16 protein-coding genes are annotated in these 22,049 nt (G+C 46.3%); 11 read left to right on the forward strand and 5 right to left on the reverse strand.

Features of this window, described 5'->3' with window-relative positions; translation table 11 throughout:
* Positions 1 to 27: 27 nt before the first annotated feature.
* Together OB236_RS20580 and OB236_RS20585 are read right to left on the reverse strand one after the other, a co-directional pair.
* On the reverse strand, positions 28 to 1,407 hold the full coding sequence (locus tag OB236_RS20580; RefSeq protein ID WP_262685680.1) for an ADP-ribosylglycohydrolase family protein: 1,380 nt from the start codon (positions 1,405 to 1,407) through the stop codon (positions 28 to 30).
* A 61-nt stretch (positions 1,408 to 1,468) separates the two neighbouring features.
* Positions 1,469 to 2,392: an AraC family transcriptional regulator gene (locus tag OB236_RS20585; RefSeq protein WP_262685681.1), complete on the reverse strand. Its 924-nt coding sequence runs from the start codon at positions 2,390 to 2,392 to the stop codon at positions 1,469 to 1,471.
* A 44-nt stretch (positions 2,393 to 2,436) separates the two neighbouring features.
* Between OB236_RS20585 and OB236_RS20590 the strand changes: the two genes are divergently transcribed.
* Positions 2,437 to 3,438, forward strand: a complete 1,002-nt coding sequence (locus OB236_RS20590; RefSeq protein WP_262685682.1) for an S-layer homology domain-containing protein — start codon at positions 2,437 to 2,439, stop codon at positions 3,436 to 3,438.
* Positions 3,439 to 3,600: 162 nt separating this feature from the next.
* Here OB236_RS20590 and OB236_RS20595 read toward each other — a convergent pair whose 3' ends face one another.
* Positions 3,601 to 4,677 carry a DUF418 domain-containing protein gene (locus tag OB236_RS20595; RefSeq protein ID WP_262685683.1) on the reverse strand — a complete coding sequence of 359 codons (1,077 nt, stop codon included), beginning with the start codon at positions 4,675 to 4,677 and terminating at the stop codon, positions 3,601 to 3,603.
* On the reverse strand, positions 4,677 to 5,261 hold the full coding sequence (locus tag OB236_RS20600) for a TetR/AcrR family transcriptional regulator (protein ID WP_262685684.1): 585 nt from the start codon (positions 5,259 to 5,261) through the stop codon (positions 4,677 to 4,679). The genes OB236_RS20595 and OB236_RS20600 overlap by 1 nt, the downstream gene beginning before the upstream one ends.
* 210 nt (positions 5,262 to 5,471) lie before the next feature.
* Between OB236_RS20600 and OB236_RS20605 the strand changes: the two genes are divergently transcribed.
* The 7 genes from OB236_RS20605 (at position 5,472) to rbsK (ending at position 14,035) form a co-directional block, all read left to right on the forward strand.
* A complete protein-coding gene (locus OB236_RS20605) occupies positions 5,472 to 7,226 on the forward strand; it encodes a sensor histidine kinase (protein ID WP_262685685.1) in 1,755 nt (584 codons plus the stop codon).
* A complete protein-coding gene (locus OB236_RS20610) occupies positions 7,204 to 8,826 on the forward strand; it encodes a response regulator (protein ID WP_262685686.1) in 1,623 nt (540 codons plus the stop codon). Before OB236_RS20605 ends, OB236_RS20610 begins: the two co-directional genes overlap by 23 nt.
* Positions 8,827 to 8,947: 121 nt before the next feature.
* Complete coding sequence (locus OB236_RS20615; RefSeq protein WP_262685687.1) at positions 8,948 to 9,844, forward strand: nucleoside hydrolase; 897 nt, start codon at positions 8,948 to 8,950, stop codon at positions 9,842 to 9,844.
* Positions 9,845 to 10,010: 166 nt separating this feature from the next.
* Positions 10,011 to 11,207: an extracellular solute-binding protein gene (locus OB236_RS20620; protein ID WP_262685688.1), complete on the forward strand. Its 1,197-nt coding sequence runs from the start codon at positions 10,011 to 10,013 to the stop codon at positions 11,205 to 11,207.
* 75 nt (positions 11,208 to 11,282) lie between these two features.
* Positions 11,283 to 12,152 carry a carbohydrate ABC transporter permease gene (locus OB236_RS20625; RefSeq protein ID WP_240418838.1) on the forward strand — a complete coding sequence of 290 codons (870 nt, stop codon included), beginning with the start codon at positions 11,283 to 11,285 and terminating at the stop codon, positions 12,150 to 12,152.
* Between the two features lie 15 nt (positions 12,153 to 12,167).
* On the forward strand, positions 12,168 to 13,007 hold the full coding sequence (locus tag OB236_RS20630) for a carbohydrate ABC transporter permease (protein WP_262685689.1): 840 nt from the start codon (positions 12,168 to 12,170) through the stop codon (positions 13,005 to 13,007).
* Positions 13,008 to 13,090: 83 nt separating this feature from the next.
* Positions 13,091 to 14,035 (forward strand): ribokinase, encoded by a 945-nt coding sequence (gene rbsK / locus OB236_RS20635; protein ID WP_262685690.1) that lies wholly within the window; start codon positions 13,091 to 13,093, stop codon positions 14,033 to 14,035.
* Positions 14,036 to 14,078: 43 nt separating this feature from the next.
* Here rbsK and OB236_RS20640 read toward each other — a convergent pair whose 3' ends face one another.
* A complete protein-coding gene (locus tag OB236_RS20640; RefSeq protein WP_262685691.1) occupies positions 14,079 to 14,969 on the reverse strand; it encodes a helix-turn-helix transcriptional regulator in 891 nt (296 codons plus the stop codon).
* A gap of 136 nt (positions 14,970 to 15,105) precedes the next feature.
* Here OB236_RS20640 and OB236_RS20645 point away from each other — a divergent pair, with 136 nt between their 5' ends.
* The 3 genes from OB236_RS20645 to OB236_RS20655 are packed head-to-tail and all read left to right on the forward strand — an operon-like array spanning position 15,106 to position 21,961.
* Positions 15,106 to 17,079, forward strand: a complete 1,974-nt coding sequence (locus OB236_RS20645; RefSeq protein ID WP_262685692.1) for a glycoside hydrolase family 127 protein — start codon at positions 15,106 to 15,108, stop codon at positions 17,077 to 17,079.
* 30 nt (positions 17,080 to 17,109) lie between these two features.
* Positions 17,110 to 20,526: a DUF5695 domain-containing protein gene (locus tag OB236_RS20650; protein ID WP_262685693.1), complete on the forward strand. Its 3,417-nt coding sequence runs from the start codon at positions 17,110 to 17,112 to the stop codon at positions 20,524 to 20,526.
* 34 nt (positions 20,527 to 20,560) lie between these two features.
* Complete coding sequence (locus tag OB236_RS20655) at positions 20,561 to 21,961, forward strand: ABC transporter substrate-binding protein (RefSeq protein WP_262685694.1); 1,401 nt, start codon at positions 20,561 to 20,563, stop codon at positions 21,959 to 21,961.
* Positions 21,962 to 22,049: the final 88 nt, after the last annotated feature.

A 22,049-nucleotide genomic window follows, 5' to 3' on the forward strand; every position in this document is an offset into this window, starting at 1 on the left:
TTCCTGTCAGTCCTCGAGCTTGTCTTGTCAGCCGCGTATTTTGTTGAACACCTCATAGGTCCGTTTCGCGCATTCGGAGATGGAAATTGGATGGAAGCCTGACACTTCGGCATACAGTGTATCGTTCAACGGCTGTGTCCACTTTGTCGGCAGCCTTTCTGCTCCGAGCGACGCGCCCATAATGGAACCGACGGTAGCTCCGTTGCAATCGGTGTCCCAACCGCCCAGCACCGATGTTGCAATCGCCAACTCGAAATCTCCCTTGGCAAAAATGATTGATGCCGCCACAAGCGCAGCATTATTGTTCGTATGAACTGGATGATAGTGCTTGAATGCCTCCCATATGCGATCAACCAGTTGGAGCTGGTCCGTTGCCTCTCGTGCAATAGAAACCGCCAGCTCAATGTCATGCGCAAGCCGGCAATTGCGCGGGATTTCGCTTAGTCCGATCCTAACGATACGCTCGGGGTCGCTTTCGACGAAAGCTGCTGCAATCATCGCTGCACAAAACATTTCTCCATAAATGCCATTCTTCACATGCGAGAACGAGGCATCGCGCCAAGCGAGATCGGCGGCAAGCTCGGGATTGCCAGCCGCTCCATAAGCGAAGCCATCGGCCCGAATTTGAGCTCCGATCCATTCGCGATAAGGATTCAAATACGTGCGGACCCAATCCTTGCGTTCTTCCCAATTATCCGGTCTTTCTGCCTTCTGGTGGGAGGTTGCCTGCGTAAAGTTCAGATAGGCTTGCGTTTCAGCTGTGCATACCTGCCTATAGGTAAGCCGGCTATGCCACAGCTTCCCGATGTCGTAGGAATCGAAATCAATTCCGCGCTCTTCGAGCATAATCAGCCCGAGTACGGTATACCGAATATCATCGTCCGTCTCCATGAAGCGGATATGTTCTCTGGTGCTCTTCAGGCTGGCGGATGCAAGGGACAGGCCGTGTTCCTTCTCCGCGCGGGATTCAAGCGGCGTGTAGCCGCGTATCGGCCAGGCATCGGCACCCTCGAACCAGAGCTGCACGTTGCGCCAGCCAGGATTGCCGCCAGTACCACCCATATAATGCCATGCCTCCAGAGGCTTACCCAGAGCGCAGCCGGCACTCCGACCCAGCCATGCCCCATAGAACTTGTCCTGCCACTGCGCTTCATCGAGCGTATCACTTATCTGGCGAGGTCCCTCCGGACGCAGTAAGCGAATCTCGTTTAACTCCGACGGCTCCTCATAAGGATAATCACTGCGGATCGGCAACGCCATGAGTTCATTGTAGATTGCCATCAGCTTCTCCTGATCTGTGCCTGCTGCCTCTACTCTCTCCGCATACCCTTCGACATCGCAGCCTTCCTCACTTCTCTGCACTACTTCGTTCTGTACCAGTGTATCAAGCAATGTCCAACCCGCCATATGGTTTCCCTCCAAATATAATGATTCGTTACTGCTTCAGTATACCTGCGGCCGGATCGACTCATCTACTCAACGGTTCAGTCGTATTCTCAAAAATTGCGTGAACGGAATATTGCTTGCGATAATCCAGGGGAGCAAGACCAACGGAGCGCACGAACAGACGGTAGAAAGAGGGCACGCTTTGGAACCCGCTTTCGAAGCAGACATCCACTGCGCTGTGATTTGTACTGATGAGCAGCCGCTTCGCTTCGTTGATGCGCAGTTGCAGCAGGTGCTCCTTGAAGCTGCGACCGAGCTCCTGCTGGAACAGGTGGCTGGCTCGCGAGGGGCTGATGCGGAGGACTTTGGCAACATCACCCAGCTCAATAGGCTCCCGGAAGCGTTGGTCGATCAGGACAAGAGCCGGACGTATGCGCCGGAACGAATCTGTGAGCCGATTCCACTCGTTCATCGACAAGCCTGCCGCATAGTGGCGCAGGAAGAGAACGCATAGATCCAGCAAGGCACTCTTGGCCATGCTCCGGTATCCTTCCTGCCTGTCGGTAAGCTCTCTGGATATCTTCTCGATCAGCGCTCCTATCGGCGCAGCCAAAGGGGAAGCTGCAGGTATGCGATTGTCGAAGTGGTCGGAGCGGTAGGCAAACGGCAGCAGCAGCGCTTCCTCCTCATCCAGCAGCAGTATCGGATCGAAATTGATGAAGATGTACGTACTCGGATCGCTCTCATTCGATCTGGCGATATGGAGCTCCAGATTATTCACGATGAATATATCGCCCGGAACGACCTTATAGCTCTTCTCACCGAAGTAAAAAATGCCTCTGCCGGAAACGCAGAGGCCGATCTCTAAACTAGAATGATAATGCAATGGCTTTGCCGTTACGCTCGGTGTCCAACGGAAAGCATTGATCGGGATGCTATGCTCGTAAGTAATTGTCAGCTTCATTAATGAACCAACCTCAAGGAATAGAATGGTATCAGCGAACAACAGTTTGACCGCTGCATTCTCATTCTATCACGTGGCCAGGAACAGTGCTAGGATGTGTTGTCAAACTGCAAAAAATTGCTCGGCACCGACTTGGCACCATCAACCTAAGTGTAGGCAGTAACCCGATCACCGTAATAGTGACGGCTGAGAACGGTACAACCAAAACCTACACCGTTGCTGTAAACCGCGCGTCTAGAAATAGTAACGGTGAAGGCGGAGGAAGCAGTAACCATTCTACACCTCCAACGGCCCCAAGCGACGGCACGGTGATTTCCACAGAAGATAAATTAACACTGCACGCAGGTAAAACAGGCAAAGTTAGTTTGGGAGAGGAAGTCACGGTTTCTGTTCCGCCCGATGCTACGGATAAAGAATTAATAGTAACAATAGAAAAAGTACTGGACACACAAAAGCTCCTAGCGGATAAAGATGGTTTAGCCAGCTCAATCTTTGAGATATTGAAAAACTTCCCGGAGAATTTCAGAAAACCGGTAACGCTGACCCTATCATTCGATCCGACGATCTTGAAGAACAACCAAAGTGCAGCTGTATTCTACTATGACGAAGTGAAAAATGAATGGGTGGAAATCGGCGGCAAGATGAGTGGCCATTATATTACCGTAGAGGTAGATCACTTTACGAAATTTGCGGTCATGCTGATAAATGCGTTGAAGCCCAAAGAAGCGGGAGTGGCACTAGATACAGCAAAGATCGGAGATTGGGCGAAAAAAGCAGTAGCGCAAGCTGTGCAGACAGGCATTATAAAAGGCTATGAGGATGGCAGCTTCCGACCCGATATGGCCGTTACCCGTGCGGTGATGGCAATGATGGCCGCAAATGCCCTCGCTCTTCCGAATGAACCGGATACCGCAACCGGCTTCGCTGATGACACGGACATTCCGTTGTGGGCAAAAGGTGCAGTGGCAGAACTAAGAAAATTTGGTCTTGTAGAAGGCGAAGATACAAACAAATTTGTCCCCCATGCCAGGACAACCAGGGCTGAGACCGTTACTGTTCTGCTGAAAATGTTGAAAGAAATAAAATAGAAAATTATATAAATCACGCCATTCTGACGTTCGAAGACGGCCTGATCGGCCGTCCCCAAAGGTATTGAATGCGGGCATCTCTTGTTCGAAAGGCGCGGTGTAGAGGGAGACCGGTTGTATGCGGTGCGTGATCCTAACGGACTTGGGATTAGTGTGGCAAGCTTAGATTCTTCTCATGATCAGCTCGACTGGGCCTCGTTTCATCCATTTTCTCCACACATACGAAAAGATAATAGCGATGATGAAATAGCTGCACCCATACGCAATTGCAAAAGAAAGACTACCATTATCCAAATGGCCTACTGCCTCAAGAAAACCCAACCCTATGACTACGTGCCCGATATAATGCGTTAACGAAAGCTGGCCAGTATTGATTAATGCCTGAATCAGAAGGGAATTCTGAAATTTGTCGACCACATATAGACTGACCGCAATGATGGCGATGGATGAACATGTCGCGGATAATACATACAGCATCGTGGGCGGCATCGGCTTTGTAGTAAACAAGTAAGTCGCAGCTTCTGTATCAAGTACAGGAGAGCTCCATGAGATCAGAGAATAGGAAATTGCTTCGAAAACAACAGTCCCGGATAACGAATAGAGCAGTAGCTTCGGGCGGGTAGCCAAGTCCAGCCAACGCGTCCTACCGATCCACATGCCAATCAGAAAAAAGCACAACCACGGAAAGATCGGATGGAAGCCGTTTAAAAACAGATTGCGGCTAAATCCTTCAATCGTCCACAAATCCAAATATGCGTGAAAGCTCTTGTCCCATCCTTTGCTGTAATCAAATACGATCAAAAACAACTGTGAGGCTAATAGGATAATTGTGTAAAGGCCCAATAGTATGTTTCTGGACACCGTAATCAAGACCGAGGCTGCCAGCAGGAACACTGCGTAAAAATGTAAAATATCGGCATTCCAGCCCATCAACAGCAATAACATACCGGCTATACTAAGAAATGCAGCTCTTTTGCACAAGCTGTTCCGATTATGACGAATGTGTTCCTTGTCCAACGAACCTCTTGCTTTCATGGTCATCAATGACACACCAATGCCTGCGAGCACGACAAATAGTGCTGATGCTCTTCCCTCGAACAGCCCCGCTATCGCTATCAACCATGTCGATCCGCCGTTCTCAGCCTGCATCGCAAGCTTATAGTTCACGATAATCATTCCGAAGATCGCCAAAGCCCTTGCAAAATCAAGGGCTGTTATACGTGGTGCCGATTGGCTCATTATGTGTCCTCTCCCTTTACAATGGTCAGGACAGCTTTCGTCCATATGTCAGCATAATTATACTCAAACCCGTAGCTGATAAAATTGTCGATGCTGTCAATGATCATATTCAGCATTTGCGCTCGAACAAGCGTATCTTTATCATGGATAGCCCCAATTGAAGCGCCGTGCCGCAGCAGTTCGACAAACCCCGTTGTAAATCCGTTCAATACTTCGAGCAATTTTTGGGAATATTTAGGATTTCTGTAGCCAAGTGCCTGATATTGTTTCATGATGCGCGAATAATTGTCGTCTACTTTCTGTTTGGTAATGACATGAAGGCCATCAGCTATGAGCTTCTCTTCGAAATTATCCTTCGTGTAGTGCTGGATATTAAAAAAGTTGGCAAAATCGATACTTTTGCATATCTCTTCAAAAAGCACATCAATAATGACTTCCTTCGACAAAAAATGATAGTACAACGCAGGTTTTGATATGTTCACTTCCTTGGCGATCATGGTCATACTTGTTTTTTCAAAGCCGTGTTCAGCGAATAGGCGGTAACCCGTATTCAAAATATCAGCATAGGTTGAAGTTCTCTTCATGTTTAACGTCCTCCCGAAATAACTTACTTACCGTACGGTAAGTTAAATTTACAGGAAATTGCTATTTTTTGCAATATGTTTTTTGGAATGACGATTTAACTAATAATTTATAATGGTAGGATGATCTATAAATATATTATAATTGCCACGTGTTGCGAGAACAGAACAGCTCGAGGATGGAAGGACAGCAACTATGCAAAGGGGATTCCAATGATAATCAAAAAAAATATTTTTTCGAAAATCAATGCCGTCATCTTCATATTTCTCATACCGATCTTACTTCTTTACGGATTATCGAATCAGGTTAGCGTTCAGGTGGTGGAGGGACTGCTGCAAAAGGAAAAAAGCAATCAGCTGGAGTTTTTCCGCAAACAATTAGATTCGATAGCCCTAAGCTTAGCTATGAATGCGATCACACTTACGAGAGATACAACGGTCCTGGGCATGGAAAGAATTATGTTGGCTGGTGAACAACAGCCTTTCAATCAGATTGAATCGACCGTTCAGGAGAAGCTGACGCTTCAAAGCTCCGCCAACAGCTGGTACAACGATATTACACTGTATTTTCCATCCGTTCACAAAACGCTGTCTACCACGTTGCGTCAAGTTCCTTATGACGAGCAGAAACTGGATGAAAATGTAAGAAATTCCGGTTGGAGCTACAGGTCAGATCCCTTCCGTCCGGATATGTCATCCTTCATATACTATGCTGGCGGACCGATAAATGAAAATGGAACACTGGATCAAAGTGTGGTTATTGTGGAAGTGGCGTTTTATGAGCAAAATATGACTTCTCTGCTGGATCAGTTGAAGGCGGGCAGCAAGGGCGATCCGTTCATGGTTGACAGGCAAAATCATATCAGCTACAACCGAACCTCGGATAAACAAACTACAAATACTGTAGTGGATCACCTTTTTAAAAACCTATTGGAGGATAAGGGAGACTTTGTTACTGAAGTCGGTAAAAAAACCTATCTGGTCAACTACGTCTATTCACAAGCACTTGGGTATTATATTGTCGATTACACACCGCTAGAGCAAATTTTATCTCCCATTACCAAGATTCGAAACTTCTTCTACGGCTTTATTATGCTATTGCTGGCGGTAGGGATACTGGCTTCCTTCCTGTTGTACAAACATGTTCAGGCTCCTCTGCACGCACTTACCGGTGTATTGAAAAAATTCCAAAATGGCGATTTCAGTGTGAGACTGAATCAATGGTTTTATAATGAATTTGATTTTGTGGTTGTTCGATTTAATGATATGGCTGGGCAAATTCAGCACTTGATTGAAAATGTATATGAAGAAAAGAACCGATCTCGATTGGCTACGTTGAGGCAGCTTCAAGCGCAAATTAATCCTCATTTTCTATATAACTGTCTAAACTTCATCATTAGCTCTGCAAGTCTTGGCCGCAAAGAGTCTGTTATCGCGATGGCTTATAACCTGAGTGATTATTATCGTTATATCACCCGGCTTGACGATCCCGATACATGTCTGCGGGATGAGCTGAAATTAGTGAAAAATTATTTGGAAATTCATTTGCTAAGGCTGCAGCGGATTCAATACGAAATTAACGTTCCTGAAGAAATGATGGACATACGTATGCCAAGACTCCTCATCCAACCTATTGTGGAAAATGCTATTGTTCATGGCCTGGAGCCGAAGCTGGGTGGAGGAACCATTGTTATAAGCGGAGAGAGGGTAGGGGAAAATGTTTTTTTAACGATTGAAGATAACGGTGTTGGTCTTTCTGTGGATAGGCTGCAGCAGCTAACGGAACAGCTTGATCAGCCTATGGATGAAACCATCGGATATGGGCTTTGGAATGTGCATCAACGGTTGAAATATTGGTACGGGGAAGGTTCCGGATTGGACGTGAGAGCTGCATCAAGCTTGACAGGGTTAACTGTAACTATTTATTGGAGAGAGGGTTACCAACATGATTCGATTGCTTCTGGTTGACGATGAACCGGTTATTTTGGAGGATTTGGAAGTTTTTATTACCCAAACCATGAACTTTGAACACGTGTATACGGCTTCATCTGGATCGGAGGCCGTGCAATTTATTGAACAATTTCCCATTGATATTGTGATCACGGATATTCGCATGCCAGGGATGTCAGGACTTGAGCTTTGCCAATATATCAAACAAAAACAAATGGATATCGAGTGTATACTCTTATCGGGTTATGCCGAGTTCGAATATGCACAGCAGGCGCTAAAAACCAATACAGCGGCGTACCTGCTCAAGCCTGTGAAGAAGGACGAGCTGCTGCAAACGATTCTTCAAACGGCTGAGGTTTTACAGCAAAGAAGGAAAGCTACAGTATCAAATCAAAAGGCTCACGAAACACTACGATCTCATTTGGTGCGCTTACAGGCGTCGCTGCTGCTCGATTTACTCAAAGGGAAGAGCTTGGCCCCAGACAAATTGATAGAAGAAATGGAACGGTTAAATATTCCCTTCTTCACAGGGGATCGGGTGGCCGTCATGCTGCTAAGAATTGAAAATCGTTTTCTGGAATATGACGAGCGCAGCATTTCTTTGTTTGAATATGCCGTCGTTAATATTACTGAGGAAGTACTGCAAGAGCATTTTGAAGTCTGGGCATGCAAGGATGACAGTCATTACCTGGCTTTCTTGATCAAAATGAAAAACAGTGATGTGTCGGACGTTCCCGGAAAAAAGGCTATCGAGCAGTTAATCCCGCAATTGCAGCATTATATAACGATATATTTGCAAGGGAAAATCTCGGTAGTTGTCAGCGACTTCGAAGCTTTCCCTGTATGTCCCGCGGAGTTATATCAAAAATCTCTGCAGCTGTTCAGAAGGCTGCCCGGCAGCGAGCAGGAGCTCTTTCTTCGCTTATGGGATCAACCCCCACAAACACCATTGCGCCCTCTACAGCGCTTGCATGAGCCTCCAACGTTTTTACAGTTGATTGAAACGGCTCGGTGGGAGGATGCGCAGGTGAGATTAAATTATATTATCGAAGAGTTAAGCAGCAATGGTATGGACACCGCGGAGTATGTAGCGGAAGTATATTTTGCTTTAACGAACGCTTACACCTATGTGATTCATATGAACGGACTGCAAATAGCGGATGTGATAGAGGAGCAGTATATGACAGGGAATCACGTCACCACATTTCGTACGGTGAAGCAGCTTCATGGGTGGGCTATGTTGGTTCTCGAACGAATTCATGAACGCGTTACCGCCGGCAGTAAGGTAACGAGGGGCTCCTATGTTTTGCAAATTCATCAATATATTGAACGTTATTTATCCGAGGATGTAACCCTGCAGGCGATTAGCGAGCATGTGCATCTGCATCCAGCCTACTTGTCGGTTACGTACAAGCAAGAAACGGGTGAGAACCTGAGTGAATATATATACCGGTACCGCATGGAGAGGGCTGCCTACTTGTTAAGAAATACAAAGGCCAAAATCTATGAAATTTCCGCCCAGCTCGGTTATCAATATACCCCCTATTTCACAAAATTGTTTAAAAGCTATTATGAAGTATCGCCACAGGAGTATCGTGCCATGTCTGGCCGGGAATAACATTATCTTTAGATTGTCATCTATGATCTTAAAATATCATCCGTATTCGTCTCCTCCTATTCCATCTATACTTTAGTTATGAATCGCTAATAACTTACACAATAATTAGGGGGACACAGCAATGAATCGCATGATACTTGACACAGATATTGGAACAGACTCAGATGATGCCGTCGCATTGTCGCTTGCACTAAGATCACCGGAAATTCAGCTTGAAGGCGTGACAACGGTATACGGTAACGTACATGTCCGTGCGAAGATTGCCAAGAAAATTATGGCGTTGTGCGGCGACATCGAGGTCGACGTTTATCCTGGAATTGTACAAACCCTACTGCACAACCGTGAAGTGTTCTGGGCAGGGATTGAGGGCGAAGGCCTGGATATTGAAGATCAGAGCATGAAGGATGGCAAGCACGCTGTTGATTATATCATCGAAACGGTTATGAATAATCCGGGAGAGATTAATTTAGTGACCATCGGGCCTCTGACGAATATTGCTGCAGCCATTATACGTGAGCCACGCCTTGTCAAGAATGTCAAGGAAATCATCATGATGGGCGGGGTCGTACGATTGGGCAGCAGCGCTATTGAGCTCCCTGCAATTGAACATAATGTAAAATGTGATCCCGAAGCGGCATCGCTGGTATTTTCGAGCGGAGCTCCGATCCTTATGGTAGGGCTTGATGTTACGAGACAGGTGTCCATAACGAGACAGGACAAAGACGATTTGGCAGCCTCGGGAACCCCGCTGGCGATTACGTTGACCAAACAAATCGAAGGCTATATGGATTATCGGAAAAGAGATTTTACCTTTATGCATGATCCCTTGGCTGTTGCGATGCTGGTAAACCGCCAATTGGTAACAACCAGAAGGATGAGCATTCAGGTTGATTACGATCATAGACATCCGACGGGAATTACGGTTGGGGAGCCGAATGAAGAGGGAAATGTTGAGGTTTGCCTTGAAGTGGACCGTGACTCCTTTCTGAAGCTGTTAAAAGAAAGAGTGTTTTGCTGACACACATTCATTTAGATAAGGGGGATTTACTCTGAAAAAAATACAAACCAGTATCTTGTGCTCTCTTGCTCTGCTGCTAGCTGCAGGATGCTCCAATGCTCCTGACAAAGGTTCTCAACCCGCCAAACAAGCAGATAATTCTTCAGGAACGACTGAAATATCGTACTTGGCTAACTCGATCTGGGAAAAGCCTATCAAAAAGGTTATCGAAGAGTTTGAAAAGGAAAATCCTAATATCAAAGTTAATCTACAGCTCAGTCCTTCGACCAAACTGACCGAAACGATTGAAATCAAGCTTGCTTCCAAAGCTCAGGATCTGGATGTGATCTCTGTCGATGTCCCGCTGACAATGGGCTATTCGTTAAAAGGATACTTGGAGCCGCTTGATGCTCTGCTTGGCGCTGATGCTAAGCAAAAATGGATACCCTCGGCAACAGATGCAGGGTCTTATCAGGGACAATTAATGGCAGCGCCGATGAACACCTCCAGTGTCGTCCTGTTTTACAACAAAGAGTTATTCCAGAAAGCAGGCGTTTCGTTTCCATCCGATCAATTGACATACAGAATGACTTGGGAGAACGTACTGGAAATCGGCAGGAAACTATCCAAGGATACGAACGGCGATAATCAAAATGATCAGTTTGGCTTCAGCTTCGACCAGGTTGGCAAAGCTTATCAGCTTATATCTCTTGGACAAAGTAAAAATGCGAAGGTGCTGAGTGACAACGGTCTGATAGCCAAGGATTACACGAATTCGCCGGAAATGGTGAGCGCTTTTCAGTTCTACTCGGACCTGTTCAATAAAGAGAAGATTAGTCCGAAAATCAAACGTGAGGAAGCATTGGATTACTTTATTTCCGGTAAAGTGGCGATGTTCTTGGCTTCAACCCAAAATATGCCCCGGATTAAAGATGCAGGTATGGATTTTGGGATAGCTCCTCATCCGTATTTTGCAGGAGGTAAAGTTGCGACTCCTACCGGCAGCTGGCATGTGGGTATTTCCAAATATTCAACTAAAAAAGAAGCAGCAGCCAAGTTTATCAAGTATTTGACGTTAGGAAAAGGCTCACAAATCTGGTTCAATGAAAATGGTGCGCTGCCAGCCAGCCTGGAGCTGCTGGATCAAGTCGATAAAGATCCCAAATATAAGGACTTTCCGAATAGCATCATGAAATTAGCTGCAGGCGAAGCACGCGAAACAGCAGCTGTGCGCCCGAAAACGCCAGGTTACCTGGAGTGGGAAAACAACGTGAACAAGGCATTTGAGGATATCAAAAATGGAACGGATCCGAAGAAAGCATTGGATGATGCCGCAACTTTAATAGACAGTCAATTAAAGAAATATCAATCCGTGGTGAAGTAAACTACCGCGCTGGGATGGGGAGCCCATTTCCTCATCCCTTTCTTTTTGGGCTGTTAGAAATCTGGAGGATTGAAGGTGATTGGTATTAACGCAGGGAGAATAACCCCGTATATATTTTTATTTCCAGCCATTGTCGGCTTGTTGATGTTCAAGCTGTATCCGGTATTCAAGGGCTTGGAGGACAGCTTTTATGCACCGTCTTTTTTAAACGCAGGCAAAGCGTTCATCGGCTTGCAAAACTACAGCTTTCTTTTTACAGATCCGGTTTTTTGGAGTTCTCTGAAAATTACGCTGCTCTTCAATGTATTCGTTAATCCGATTCAGGTCATTCTTGCTTTTATGCTGGCCCTGCTGCTTAATGCCAAACTCAAGCATATCGCGCTGTTTAGAGGGATTCATTTTGTTCCTGTTGCCGTTTCGGTTTCGACCGCTTGTATCCTGTGGAACATCATGCTGAGTCCTGAACAAGGAGTTGTCAATTCCATGCTGGTTGGTCTGGGAATGGAGCAGCAGCCTTTTCTAACTGGCGCTAAGCAAGCTCTTGCTTCCATTATCGGCATAGCGACCTGGAAAGGTATCGGGTATTGGGCTATCTTTTTTTTGGCCGGTTTGCAGGAGGTTCCCGTGTCGTTATACGAGGCGTCATCCATGGATGGAGCATCCCGCTGGCAGCAGTTTAAACAGGTCACTTTTCCGATGATGAAACGTTCCATCACCTTTGTTGCGGTATCCGTAACGGTATCCAATTTCTTGTTATTTTCCCCGATGTACATTCTTACCCAGGGAGGACCGGAGCACAGCACGAATGTCCTGATGCTGGAGAGCTATAACAGTGCTTTTCTTTACTCCGATTCAGGCAGGGCTTCTGCGATTGTTATTATTTTGCTGTTATTAACTTTGAGTATTGTTGCCTTGCAATTCAAATTTCTGAAGGCAAAGCACTAGAGAGGAGGAGATTCCATGAAAAGTAATCAAGGCTCGGTTCCTTTACTGTATCTCGCTCACATCCTTCTGGGATTAATCATTCTGCTTCCTTTGGCGTTTGCACTTGTATCTTCGCTGCGACCTCTGGATGAGATTTTTCGCTATATGTCTCCTGTTTCCTGGAGAACGTTTGTCCCGACTCAGATTACTTTTGATGCTTATACCTCCTTATTTGTAGAAAGAGGCTTCGGCCGTATTTTCTTTAACACGTTTTATGTCTCCATTGTTAATGTTGTGGTGGGGCTGGTCATCGCTTCTATGGCTGCTTTTGCTTTTGTATATTTCGAATTTAAGGGCAGAGCTTTATTGTTCTTCCTCGTTATTCTCACTTTTATGATACCTTTTGAGGTTATCGCGATTCCTCTTTATGGTTTGGTTGATAGCTTGGGGTGGATTGATACTTACTCCGGTATCATTGTTCCGGGCCTAGCTAATGGTTTAGTCATTTTCCTTTACAGGCAATTTTTTCTTGATCTGCCCAAGGCTCTTATCGAATCGGCTCGAATTGACGGGGCATCGTGGTTCAAAATATATGCGGGCATCATCCTTCCGCTGTGTAAGCCTGTTACGGTAAGTGCGGGATTGTTAATCTTTATCCATCAGTGGGAGTCTTTCATGTGGCCGTTGATCGCAACCCGCTCGAAGGAGTATAAAGTCATACAGGTTGCTTTAAGCGACTTTGTTACCGAGTTTGCAACCTATTGGAACGAAATGTTCGCCGGGATCATCATAGCTGTAATCGTACCTGTCCTTGTTTTACTGCCGCTTCAGCGTTATTTTGTCAATGGTATCGCAAATACGGGATCGAAGGAATAGTGCCTCGAAGCGGCTGATTGCATTTAGTTAGACATGGTGAGACAAATATGCATTTTGGCCAGGACAAAAAGGAGGTCGTTTTAATGGGAGGTATAGTGGTTGTAGGCAGTATTCATATGGATTTTATCTGTTATATTCGCAAGCTTCCGCTGCCAGGAGAAACGCTTCAAAGCTATAAGACAGAGATAAAACCCGGCGGTAAAGGAGCCAATCAGGCTGTTGCTGCGGCGCTTTCGGGCGGTAAGGTAACGTTAGTCGGGGCGGTTGGAAACGATTTGTACAGCCGTGATATCGTGTCTGGTATCAAAAATCACCAAGTCAATATAGATCGAATACTGCGGAAAGATAACGACACTGGCATGGCTTTTATTGCAGTGGATGAGTCAGGTCAGAACAGCATTGTCCTTAGCGAAGGGGCAAATGGGTGCTTGACTGTAGAAGATTTAAAAGGGTTGCCAGAGCTGTTTGAGCCATCATCGGTTTTACTTGTACAGAACGAAATACCGTGGGCCTGCACGCGCTTCGCTCTCCAAGCAGCAAAGCAACGAGGAATAGTGACTTATGTAAATCCAACTCCAGCCTTAGTGATTGATGAGGATGTATTTCCTTTAATCGATGTCATGATATTAAACGAATCCGAGGCGGATTGCTTGACTAAAGTGCCTGTGCGGCTAGATAAAGATTTAATTAACATTCAGCAAGCGGCTAGTCAGATTATTGCATTAGGGGTCAAAGAGGTCATTATTACATTGGGTGAAAAAGGCTCTTACTATATGAATAATCAGGAAGAAGCTATCTTTACACCTGCTTATTCTGTACATGCCGTGGATACAACCGCTGCAGGTGATACGTTTATCGGTTCATTTATTGTCGCTAGACAGCAAGGACTGGGAGTCGGGGATGCTTTGCAACAAGCCAGCGCTGCTTCCGCCATTGCAGTGTCACGTACGGGAGCTCAAGAATCTATCCCAAGTGCCGACGAAATTGCCGATTTCTTGAGCGAATATAACAAGCAGAAGCCCGTATGAGTTCATCGGGCTTCTGTTTGCTGTTATTTATTTAATCATAAGCCTATGCATGTCTGATAAACTTCTTGCGGTAGTTCAGCGGTGAAATTCCCTCCTTCTGTGAGAAGCACGAAGAAAAATAAGAACCGTGATGGAATCCGACCTCATCGGCAATACGGGTTACCGACCACTCGGTTTGTATTAGAAGCTTTTTGGCTTGCTCGATCCGATACAGTTGTAAATAATGGATCGGCGTTGTGCCGTAAACTTTAAGCATGCATTTTGCCAAATAATTAGGGTGGTAGTTCATTTCCTTGTGAAGCAGGGCATTGGTTATCGTGAGCGTATAATTTTGCCGTATAAATAATTCGACTCTTTCCGCTACATGAATGGCTGCCGCATCGGTCGTAGCCGCCATTTGTCGATCCAAATGCTGCATGAAAAGCTGAAAGGAATTTTGTCTTTTCCAATTTCGCAATGATCGCGGCTCCAAATCCAGCAGAAAAAATTGCTGTAAAATCTCCATAGCTTTCGGAGTCAGCTTCATATATTTGGGAATAAAGATCGAACACACTTCACTATGGTTCAGATAGGCGGTTTGTTTGTGTTTGTGGATTAGGCTGGATTGATTTTCAAGGCAATCACTCATGCTGTTGCATTCATCCCAGGCACCGAAGGTGTGAAAGTGTATCCAGATAATATCGGTTTCCTCCTTGCAAGGCTCAGTCCCATAATGACTGGCATCCGGTCTTAAAATACAAGCCTCCCCCTTGTCAACCCTCCACTGATCATTTCCTTCCCCGAGAAATAAGGTCCCCCTCGTAACCACGATCAGATCGAATACACCAATTTGCTTTCTACTGATATGACGTTCGCCAATCCGATAAAAGTCCTTACCGCAATCAATAAAATAAGGGACAGGGGGAGAAATAAAATGAAGAATAGGTGAGTTCAATGGGCATCCCTCCAAAAGGTTGATATTTTTAAAAAACAGGTTGGTATTTATTGTATTAATTCCATAATATAACATGTATGATAATCAATAAAGCGCTTACTTGAAATATTCAAAACAAACAAAGGAGCTGCGCATCATGAACCATTTAATAAGCTCCAAACCCATTCCACTCAGCCATTTGCGCATTCAGGATAACTTCTGGTCCGAGTATGTCCGGCTCGTTCGGCATGTTGTCGTACCTTACCAATGGGAAGCGCTGAATGATCGGGTAGAAGGAGCGGAACCAAGCCATGCTATACAAAATTTTAAAATCGCGGCTGGTCTGAAGCAGGGAGAATTTTATGGCATGGTGTTTCAGGATAGCGATGTGGCCAAATGGCTTGAGGCAGTCAGCTATTTGCTGGAAACCGGTCCAGACCCCGAATTGGAGGCTGTGGCCGACGGGGTGATTCAGATTATTGCCAAAGCACAGCAGGCAGATGGATATTTGAACACCTACTTTACATTAAAAGAGCCAGGTAACAAGTGGACTAATTTAGCGGAATGCCATGAATTGTACTGCGCTGGCCATATGATCGAAGCCGCTGTTGCCTACTATCAGGCGACCGGTAAAAAGTTGATCCTGGATGTGGCCTGTCGCTTGGCGGATTGTATCGATTCGGTCTTTGGCACCGAGGAGGGCAAGCAAAAAGGCTATGACGGTCATCAGGAGATCGAGCTTGCGCTCGTCAAGCTGTACCATACGACATCACAAAAGAAATATTTGCGCTTAAGTCAGTTTTTTCTCGACGAACGGGGACAGAAGCCTGATTTTTATGAAATGGAATTTGCGCGCCGTGGACACAAGGTCCATTTTCCCGCGCTGGATATGGTGCATGACAAGGCATACAGCCAAGCTCATTTACCAGTGCGGCAGCAAAAGTCTGCAGAGGGTCATGCCGTACGTGTCGTTTATATGTGCTCGGGTATGGTGGATGTAGCACTTGAAACAGGAGACCAGGAGCTGCTTGAAGCCTGCAAAAGCTTATGGCGCAATATTGTGACTAAACGCATGTATATTACCGGAGGGATCGGGTCGTCAGCGTATGGGGAAGCCTTCACGATGGATTATGATCTGCCCGGCGATACGGCTTATGCCGAGACCTGTGCGTCGATTGGACTGATCTTTTTCGCCCAAAGAATGCTTCAAATCGAAGCGGACAGCGAGTATGCCGATGTGATGGAGCAGGCTTTGTACAATACGGTGATCAGCGGGATGTCGAGAGACGGACGACGTTTCTTTTATGTGAATCCGCTTGAGGTATGGCCGGATGCCTGCGATAGGAATGCCAATGTTCACCATGTCAAGTCGGAGCGTCAAGGCTGGTTCGGATGCGCTTGCTGCCCACCCAATATTGCCAGATTGCTTGCTTCGCTTGGCCGTTATATGTATTCGCTTCAGAATAGAATCATTTACACGCATTTGTATATAGGAAGTGATGTGTCCATGAGCTGGGAAGGAGGGGATGAGGTTAGATTAGTGCAGGACTCACGGTTTCCATGGGAGGGTGCTGTACGTTTTGAGATCACAACAAGAAAGGAGACCGAGTTTACATTGGCGCTGCGGATTCCCAAGTGGTGCAGAGCAGAGGCAGGTCTTATGTTGAGCATCAACGGAGAAGAGGCTGCTTATGAGGGTCTGATGATTAAGGGATATGTACATATTCATCGGAGGTGGCAGTCGGGAGATGTGGTTGAGTTGCTGCTTCCTATGCAGATAAGCCGGGTACGGGGACATCCGTTAGTCCGTGAGACAATTGGCAAGGTGGCGCTTCAGCGAGGACCTATCGTCTACTGTCTGGAAGAAGTGGATAACGGAGCGAATCTACATCAAATCATTCTGGATAAACAAGCGGTGGAGGAGGTTCAGTTTGAATCGGAGCTTCTGGGTGGAGTTCCTGTCATTACGGTACCGGCTCAAAGGGTTCAAGCAACTGACTGGGAAGGACAGCTGTATCAAGCCGATTCGGAAGTTCAAACCATACCTGTGACGGCGCGGTTCATTCCTTACTTTGCTTGGGCTAACCGGGGACGCAATGAAATGTCAGTTTGGGTTAAAGAAGAATCGTAACAGCCTTTTAAGGAAAATGGAGGTAAGCGAATGTTCGGAAAATCAAAGCAAGGCCTGATCATTACGGCATTTATCGGTTTGGCAGCCTTAGGACTTACACTTTTCACGTCGGAGACAGCACGGGCATTTCCGTTGTCCAACAGCAATTTCAATATTCAGACAGGAAGCAATGGTGAAATATCCTCACTTCAGTTAACGGGAGATGCATTTCCTACCAACTATGTGATGAATGCCGTCAATGCGCCTAATCAAAATACAGCCGACCATGCGTGGCTCGGAGAGCTGATGTTCACCTACAAGCTGGGCAACGGGGCTTGGACGAAAGCTTCCACTAATAGATCAGCGGATGTCAGAACACAGTCGCAAAACGGAAATGCTGTAACCGTTACGTACCAGAACTCCACTAACGCTGAGGGCATCAAAAACTTCAAGGTGGAGGAAACGTACTCGCTGGTCAGTGATTACCTATACTGGCAAATCAATGTAACGAACACCAGCACGCAAAATATTGAAATTGGCGATTTGGGCTTGCCGCTGCCGTTCAATCAATTCTGGTCAGGAGGCGATGAAATCTATGAAACCCGAGTTGTACCGCATTCCTTCATTGGCAATAACAGCTCATACATTACAGCGTCCAGGCCAAGTGGTATCGGTGCCTCCCTGCTGATGACGCCGGATACAGCGACAGGTGCGGGATTTGAATATCAGGATCATTGGAGAGTCGAAGAGCATCCGGGCAGCACATGGGCACAGGATCAAGGTGGTTGGGCCAACGGGTTGAACGTATACTACATTCACTCCAATGTGATCAAGAGCACGAACAGAGGGTATTTACCAAACACAAGCCTCATCCTTACACCTAATCAAAGTAAAACCTATGCGTTTAAATTTTTCAAAGTAGCGGATCAAAGTGCCGTACAGGATAAATTGTACAGTGAGGGCTTGGTGGATGTAACAGCGATACCAGGGATGATGTTCTCTACGGATATGACCGCCAAGGTTGATCTGCATACATCCAAAACGATTACTTCGGTTACTGCGCAGTATCCTTCCGAAACGACGATTACGTACTTGAATACCGTAGGCACCGATCATAAAATTTATCAGTTAAATCTGAACCATCTCGGACCCAATAATATTACGGTCAACTATGGATCAGGTGAAAAAACCGTCCTGCAGTTTTATGCCATAGAGCCAATTGCTAATGCGCTCCAAAGGCATGCGACCTTTATGGTGGAGAAGACACAATGGAATGACCCAACCAAAATTTATAACAAAGTATTTGATGATTGGATGATGAACACGAAGGCAAAGAGAGGCTCATTCTCCGGTTATTGGGGATGGGGAGATGATTGGGGCTTGACGCATGGTCAGTTTTTGGCTGAAAAGAATGTCATCACTCCGGTTGCCAGCGAAATAACGGCCGTGGATGAATATCTGGAGACGGCAATCTGGAATCAACTGATGGCAAACAATCATACCGACTATAAAATATATGATTTCCTGATGCCTGCACCAAACACGACACCAAATGGTCGGGGTTATGCTTATCCGCATATTTACAATACGTACTTCAGTATGTATAAAATAGCGAAGCTGTACCCTTCCATCATTACGTACAAAAACCCAAAAAATACGTATCTGCTTCGTGCGTACAACATTTTCAAGGCTTTGTATGGTGCAGGGGTTTCCTACAACTACAATACGGGGTTGATGGGCGAGTTGACCACACCGGACATTATTAAAGCCCTGCAGGATGAAGGTTTGACGACTGAGGCCAATGATATCATCGCCAAGATGGCGACCAAGTATAACAATTTCAAAAACACGACCTATCCATACGGTTCCGAATACAATTATGACAATACCGGCGAAGAAGCAGTTTATACGCTGGCGAAGATGAACAACAATACGAGCATCATGGGCAAAATCAATACAAAAACCAGAGCCGTACGCGGATCCCAGCCTGTTTGGTATTATTATGCCGACCCGGTAACAATTTGTGGGGAAAACTGGTGGAATTTCCAGTATACTGTTTCTTTAGCGGGATATGCGATGGATGATTGGCTGAGAAATCATTCAACTACACCTGAAAAAGACGAGCGGATGTCCTATGCGGCCAAAATTGCCAATGTAGGCAGTATTAACTCGGGACAGATCAGCTCAGACCCGGCGAATATTGGAACCGTATCCTGGACGTACCAAGCGGAAAAAGGCAACCTGGGCGGACAGGGAGTAGGCAACGGCACGCTGCAGAACGGCTGGAGAGATATGGCTGGTGAAGCTGATTTGGGCTTGTTCGGTGCCTTGAAAATTCTGAGCGCCGACATAGCTGTAGACCCGATATTCGGTTTGTTCGGATATGGCAGCGATGTTACTCAAAGCGGCTTCAATTACGTGATTACACCAAAGGATGGCTTGTTCCAGAAGCTGAATCTGATCACGCAAAAGCTCTCAATGGAAATGGAAAGGGATCAGTATACGTCCGCTACAGTGGCAATTGCAAAAAACAATGTGAACCTTTCGCTGAAAAATGTGACTCCTGGTACGGCGCATACGACCAAGATTACGTTCACAGGGCTGGCAGCAGGCTCCTATAACATCCTGATCAATAATACAGCGGCTGGAACCGTTAATGCAGTAAATGGAGCCAAAACCGTTGTCAGCCTCGCAATCGGAACAGCTGCAACCTATGATGTCAAATTGCAGCTGGGAGCAGCAGCTCCGAATACCGCACCCGTTGTGAACGCTGGCACTAACAGCACTTTCACACTGCCTGCGAATGTAGTTTTAGCAGGTACGGTGAGTGACGACGGACTTCCAGGCGGAGCAGTTGCGACAGTTTGGAGCTTACAGAGCGGACCGGGAACGGCTGTCTTTGCCAATGCTGCAGCATTGAATACGACGGCAGTGGTATCAGCGGCAGGAACTTATGTATTTAAACTGACCGCCAATGATGGTGCTTTATCGTCGACAAGTACAGTTACGATGACCGTTAATCCTGTCGGCACCGTAAGCAACATAGCTCCTCAGGGTACGGCCACAACCTCGTTCGTTTCATCCTGGGAAAGCATAACAGGATTGAACGATGGTTACAGTCCAACGAGCTCCAATGATCGAGGGCATCCGGTGTATGGAAACTGGGATAACCCTGGAGCGGTGGAATGGGTTCAGTATGACTTTAGCCGCAGCTACACCATTTCGAGCACGAATGTGTATTGGTTTGATGATGATCAGGGTATCGACCTGCCGGCATCGTATTCGATTCAATACTGGAATGGTACAGCTTGGGTGAATGTGGCAAGTCCTTTAGGTCTTGGAGTTGTAGGCAATCAATTCAATACGACAACCTTTACACCTGTCTCTACCACAAAAATCCGTCTTAACATTACAGCCAAGACGGGACTTTCTACAGGAATCGAGCAGTGGAAGGTAAACGGCTATTAAATAACGAACACCGATATTATTTGGAGGGATTTATATGGGAACGATTGGGCAGCTTTTGAAAATGGGAACCATTTCGGCATTGGCACTAGCTTTGGCAGCGGGATGCACCTCGGCAGGTACGCCGGCAGCAGGAACAACGACGACTGATGCCAAGCAAGCAGGCAGTGAGCAGGTCACGATCAAGTACATCGATTGGGGCGAAAAGGAAGAGCATGCGGCCAATGCTATTGGGATAGCGAATTTTGAAAAGGCGCACCCGAATATCAAAGTGGATTATCAAAGTATTCCCTATGATCAGTACAACACGAAGCTAAGCGCCATGGCTGCATCCAAGACATTGCCGGATTTAGGGAATCTGCTGGAAGCCCAAGCTTTAAAATGGGCTGAATCCGGCGTCCTGCTTGATCTAACACCCTACTACAAGGACGGCTCGGTGAAGCCTAAGCTGGAAAGCAATAAATTTACGACACCTGACGGCAAGGTCGTAGGCTATAGTGTGGCGAACGAAGTCGTTCTGCTGCATTACAATAAGGATTTATTCGATGAAGCCAAGGTGCCTTACCCGCCAGCCGAAACGGAAAAGGCTTGGACATGGGATCAGATGGTGGATGCCGCCAAAAAGCTGACGAAGGATAAAAACGGCAAACACCCGGGAGAGAGCGGATTTGACCCGAAAAACATTGTGCAATACGGGATACAAATGAGTACTGGCGCAGATTTCTTCTGGACCCCGTTTGCAATCAGCAATGGCGGCGGAGAGGTCAGCCAGGATGGTAAGCAGCTGCTGCTGGACAAACCGGAAACGATAGAAGCCATTCAAAAAGTCGCAGATTTGGCACTGGTCGAGTATGTCTCTCCAAATCCCGCGCAAGCTAAATCACTGCCCGGTGATGTAGGGACAAAGCTATTCACCAAGAAGGTAGCGATGGTCGAGTCCGGTCAGTGGGAGCTATCCAATATTGGACCCCAGGTTAGTAAAGGCTTGAGGAACGGTATAGGTGTACTTCCGATCTTCAAGAAGCCGGCAACGACCAATACAGGAACACCGCTTGTTATTTTTAACACATCCAAGCATGTCAAAGAAACCGTAGAGCTTTATAAATTTTTGATGGACCCAAACAATAACTTGGCTTTGATTGATAATGGAACCTGGATGCCTGCCGAGACGCAGTGGTATACCGATCCTGAATTGATCAAAAGATGGACGCAAAACCCTGTACATCCTCCTGAGTACAAGACTGCTGTTATTGATTATGCACTGAAAGCCACTTACCCGACCCCATGGTTTTTTCTCCCAACATATGGTAGAATTTCGGATGTGCTGAACCCTGGACTGGATCCGGTATGGTTAGGAACGAAGACAGCCAAGGAAGCTATCCTTAATGATATTATGCCTAAGGTCAAACCGATTTTTGAGAGCGGCAAAGCGAATTAATTATACTTTGCTGCCACTGAATCGCAAGTGTGCTGAGACCTCTGTGCCTGCGAGTCTCAGCATGCTTCGGTTTGGAACATTCATTTCC

It is taken from the genome of Paenibacillus baimaensis, assembly GCF_025567575.1.

What these genes read in the sequence shown, in the direction of transcription:
- OB236_RS20655 (WP_262685694.1), top strand. Translation starts at nt 20,561, where the DNA reads ATGGGAACGATTGGGCAGCTTTTGAAAATGGGAACCATTTCGGCATTG.
- OB236_RS20630 (WP_262685689.1), top strand. Translation starts at nt 12,168, where the DNA reads ATGAAAAGTAATCAAGGCTCGGTTCCTTTACTGTATCTCGCTCACATC.
- OB236_RS20605 (WP_262685685.1), top strand. Translation starts at nt 5,472, where the DNA reads ATGATAATCAAAAAAAATATTTTTTCGAAAATCAATGCCGTCATCTTC.
- OB236_RS20580 (WP_262685680.1), bottom strand. Translation starts at nt 1,407, where the DNA reads ATGGCGGGTTGGACATTGCTTGATACACTGGTACAGAACGAAGTAGTG.
- OB236_RS20615 (WP_262685687.1), top strand. Translation starts at nt 8,948, where the DNA reads ATGAATCGCATGATACTTGACACAGATATTGGAACAGACTCAGATGAT.
- OB236_RS20645 (WP_262685692.1), top strand. Translation starts at nt 15,106, where the DNA reads ATGAACCATTTAATAAGCTCCAAACCCATTCCACTCAGCCATTTGCGC.
- OB236_RS20600 (WP_262685684.1), bottom strand. Translation starts at nt 5,261, where the DNA reads ATGAAGAGAACTTCAACCTATGCTGATATTTTGAATACGGGTTACCGC.
- OB236_RS20610 (WP_262685686.1), top strand. Translation starts at nt 7,204, where the DNA reads ATGATTCGATTGCTTCTGGTTGACGATGAACCGGTTATTTTGGAGGAT.
- OB236_RS20650 (WP_262685693.1), top strand. Translation starts at nt 17,110, where the DNA reads ATGTTCGGAAAATCAAAGCAAGGCCTGATCATTACGGCATTTATCGGT.
- rbsK (WP_262685690.1), top strand. Translation starts at nt 13,091, where the DNA reads ATGGGAGGTATAGTGGTTGTAGGCAGTATTCATATGGATTTTATCTGT.
- OB236_RS20595 (WP_262685683.1), bottom strand. Translation starts at nt 4,677, where the DNA reads ATGAGCCAATCGGCACCACGTATAACAGCCCTTGATTTTGCAAGGGCT.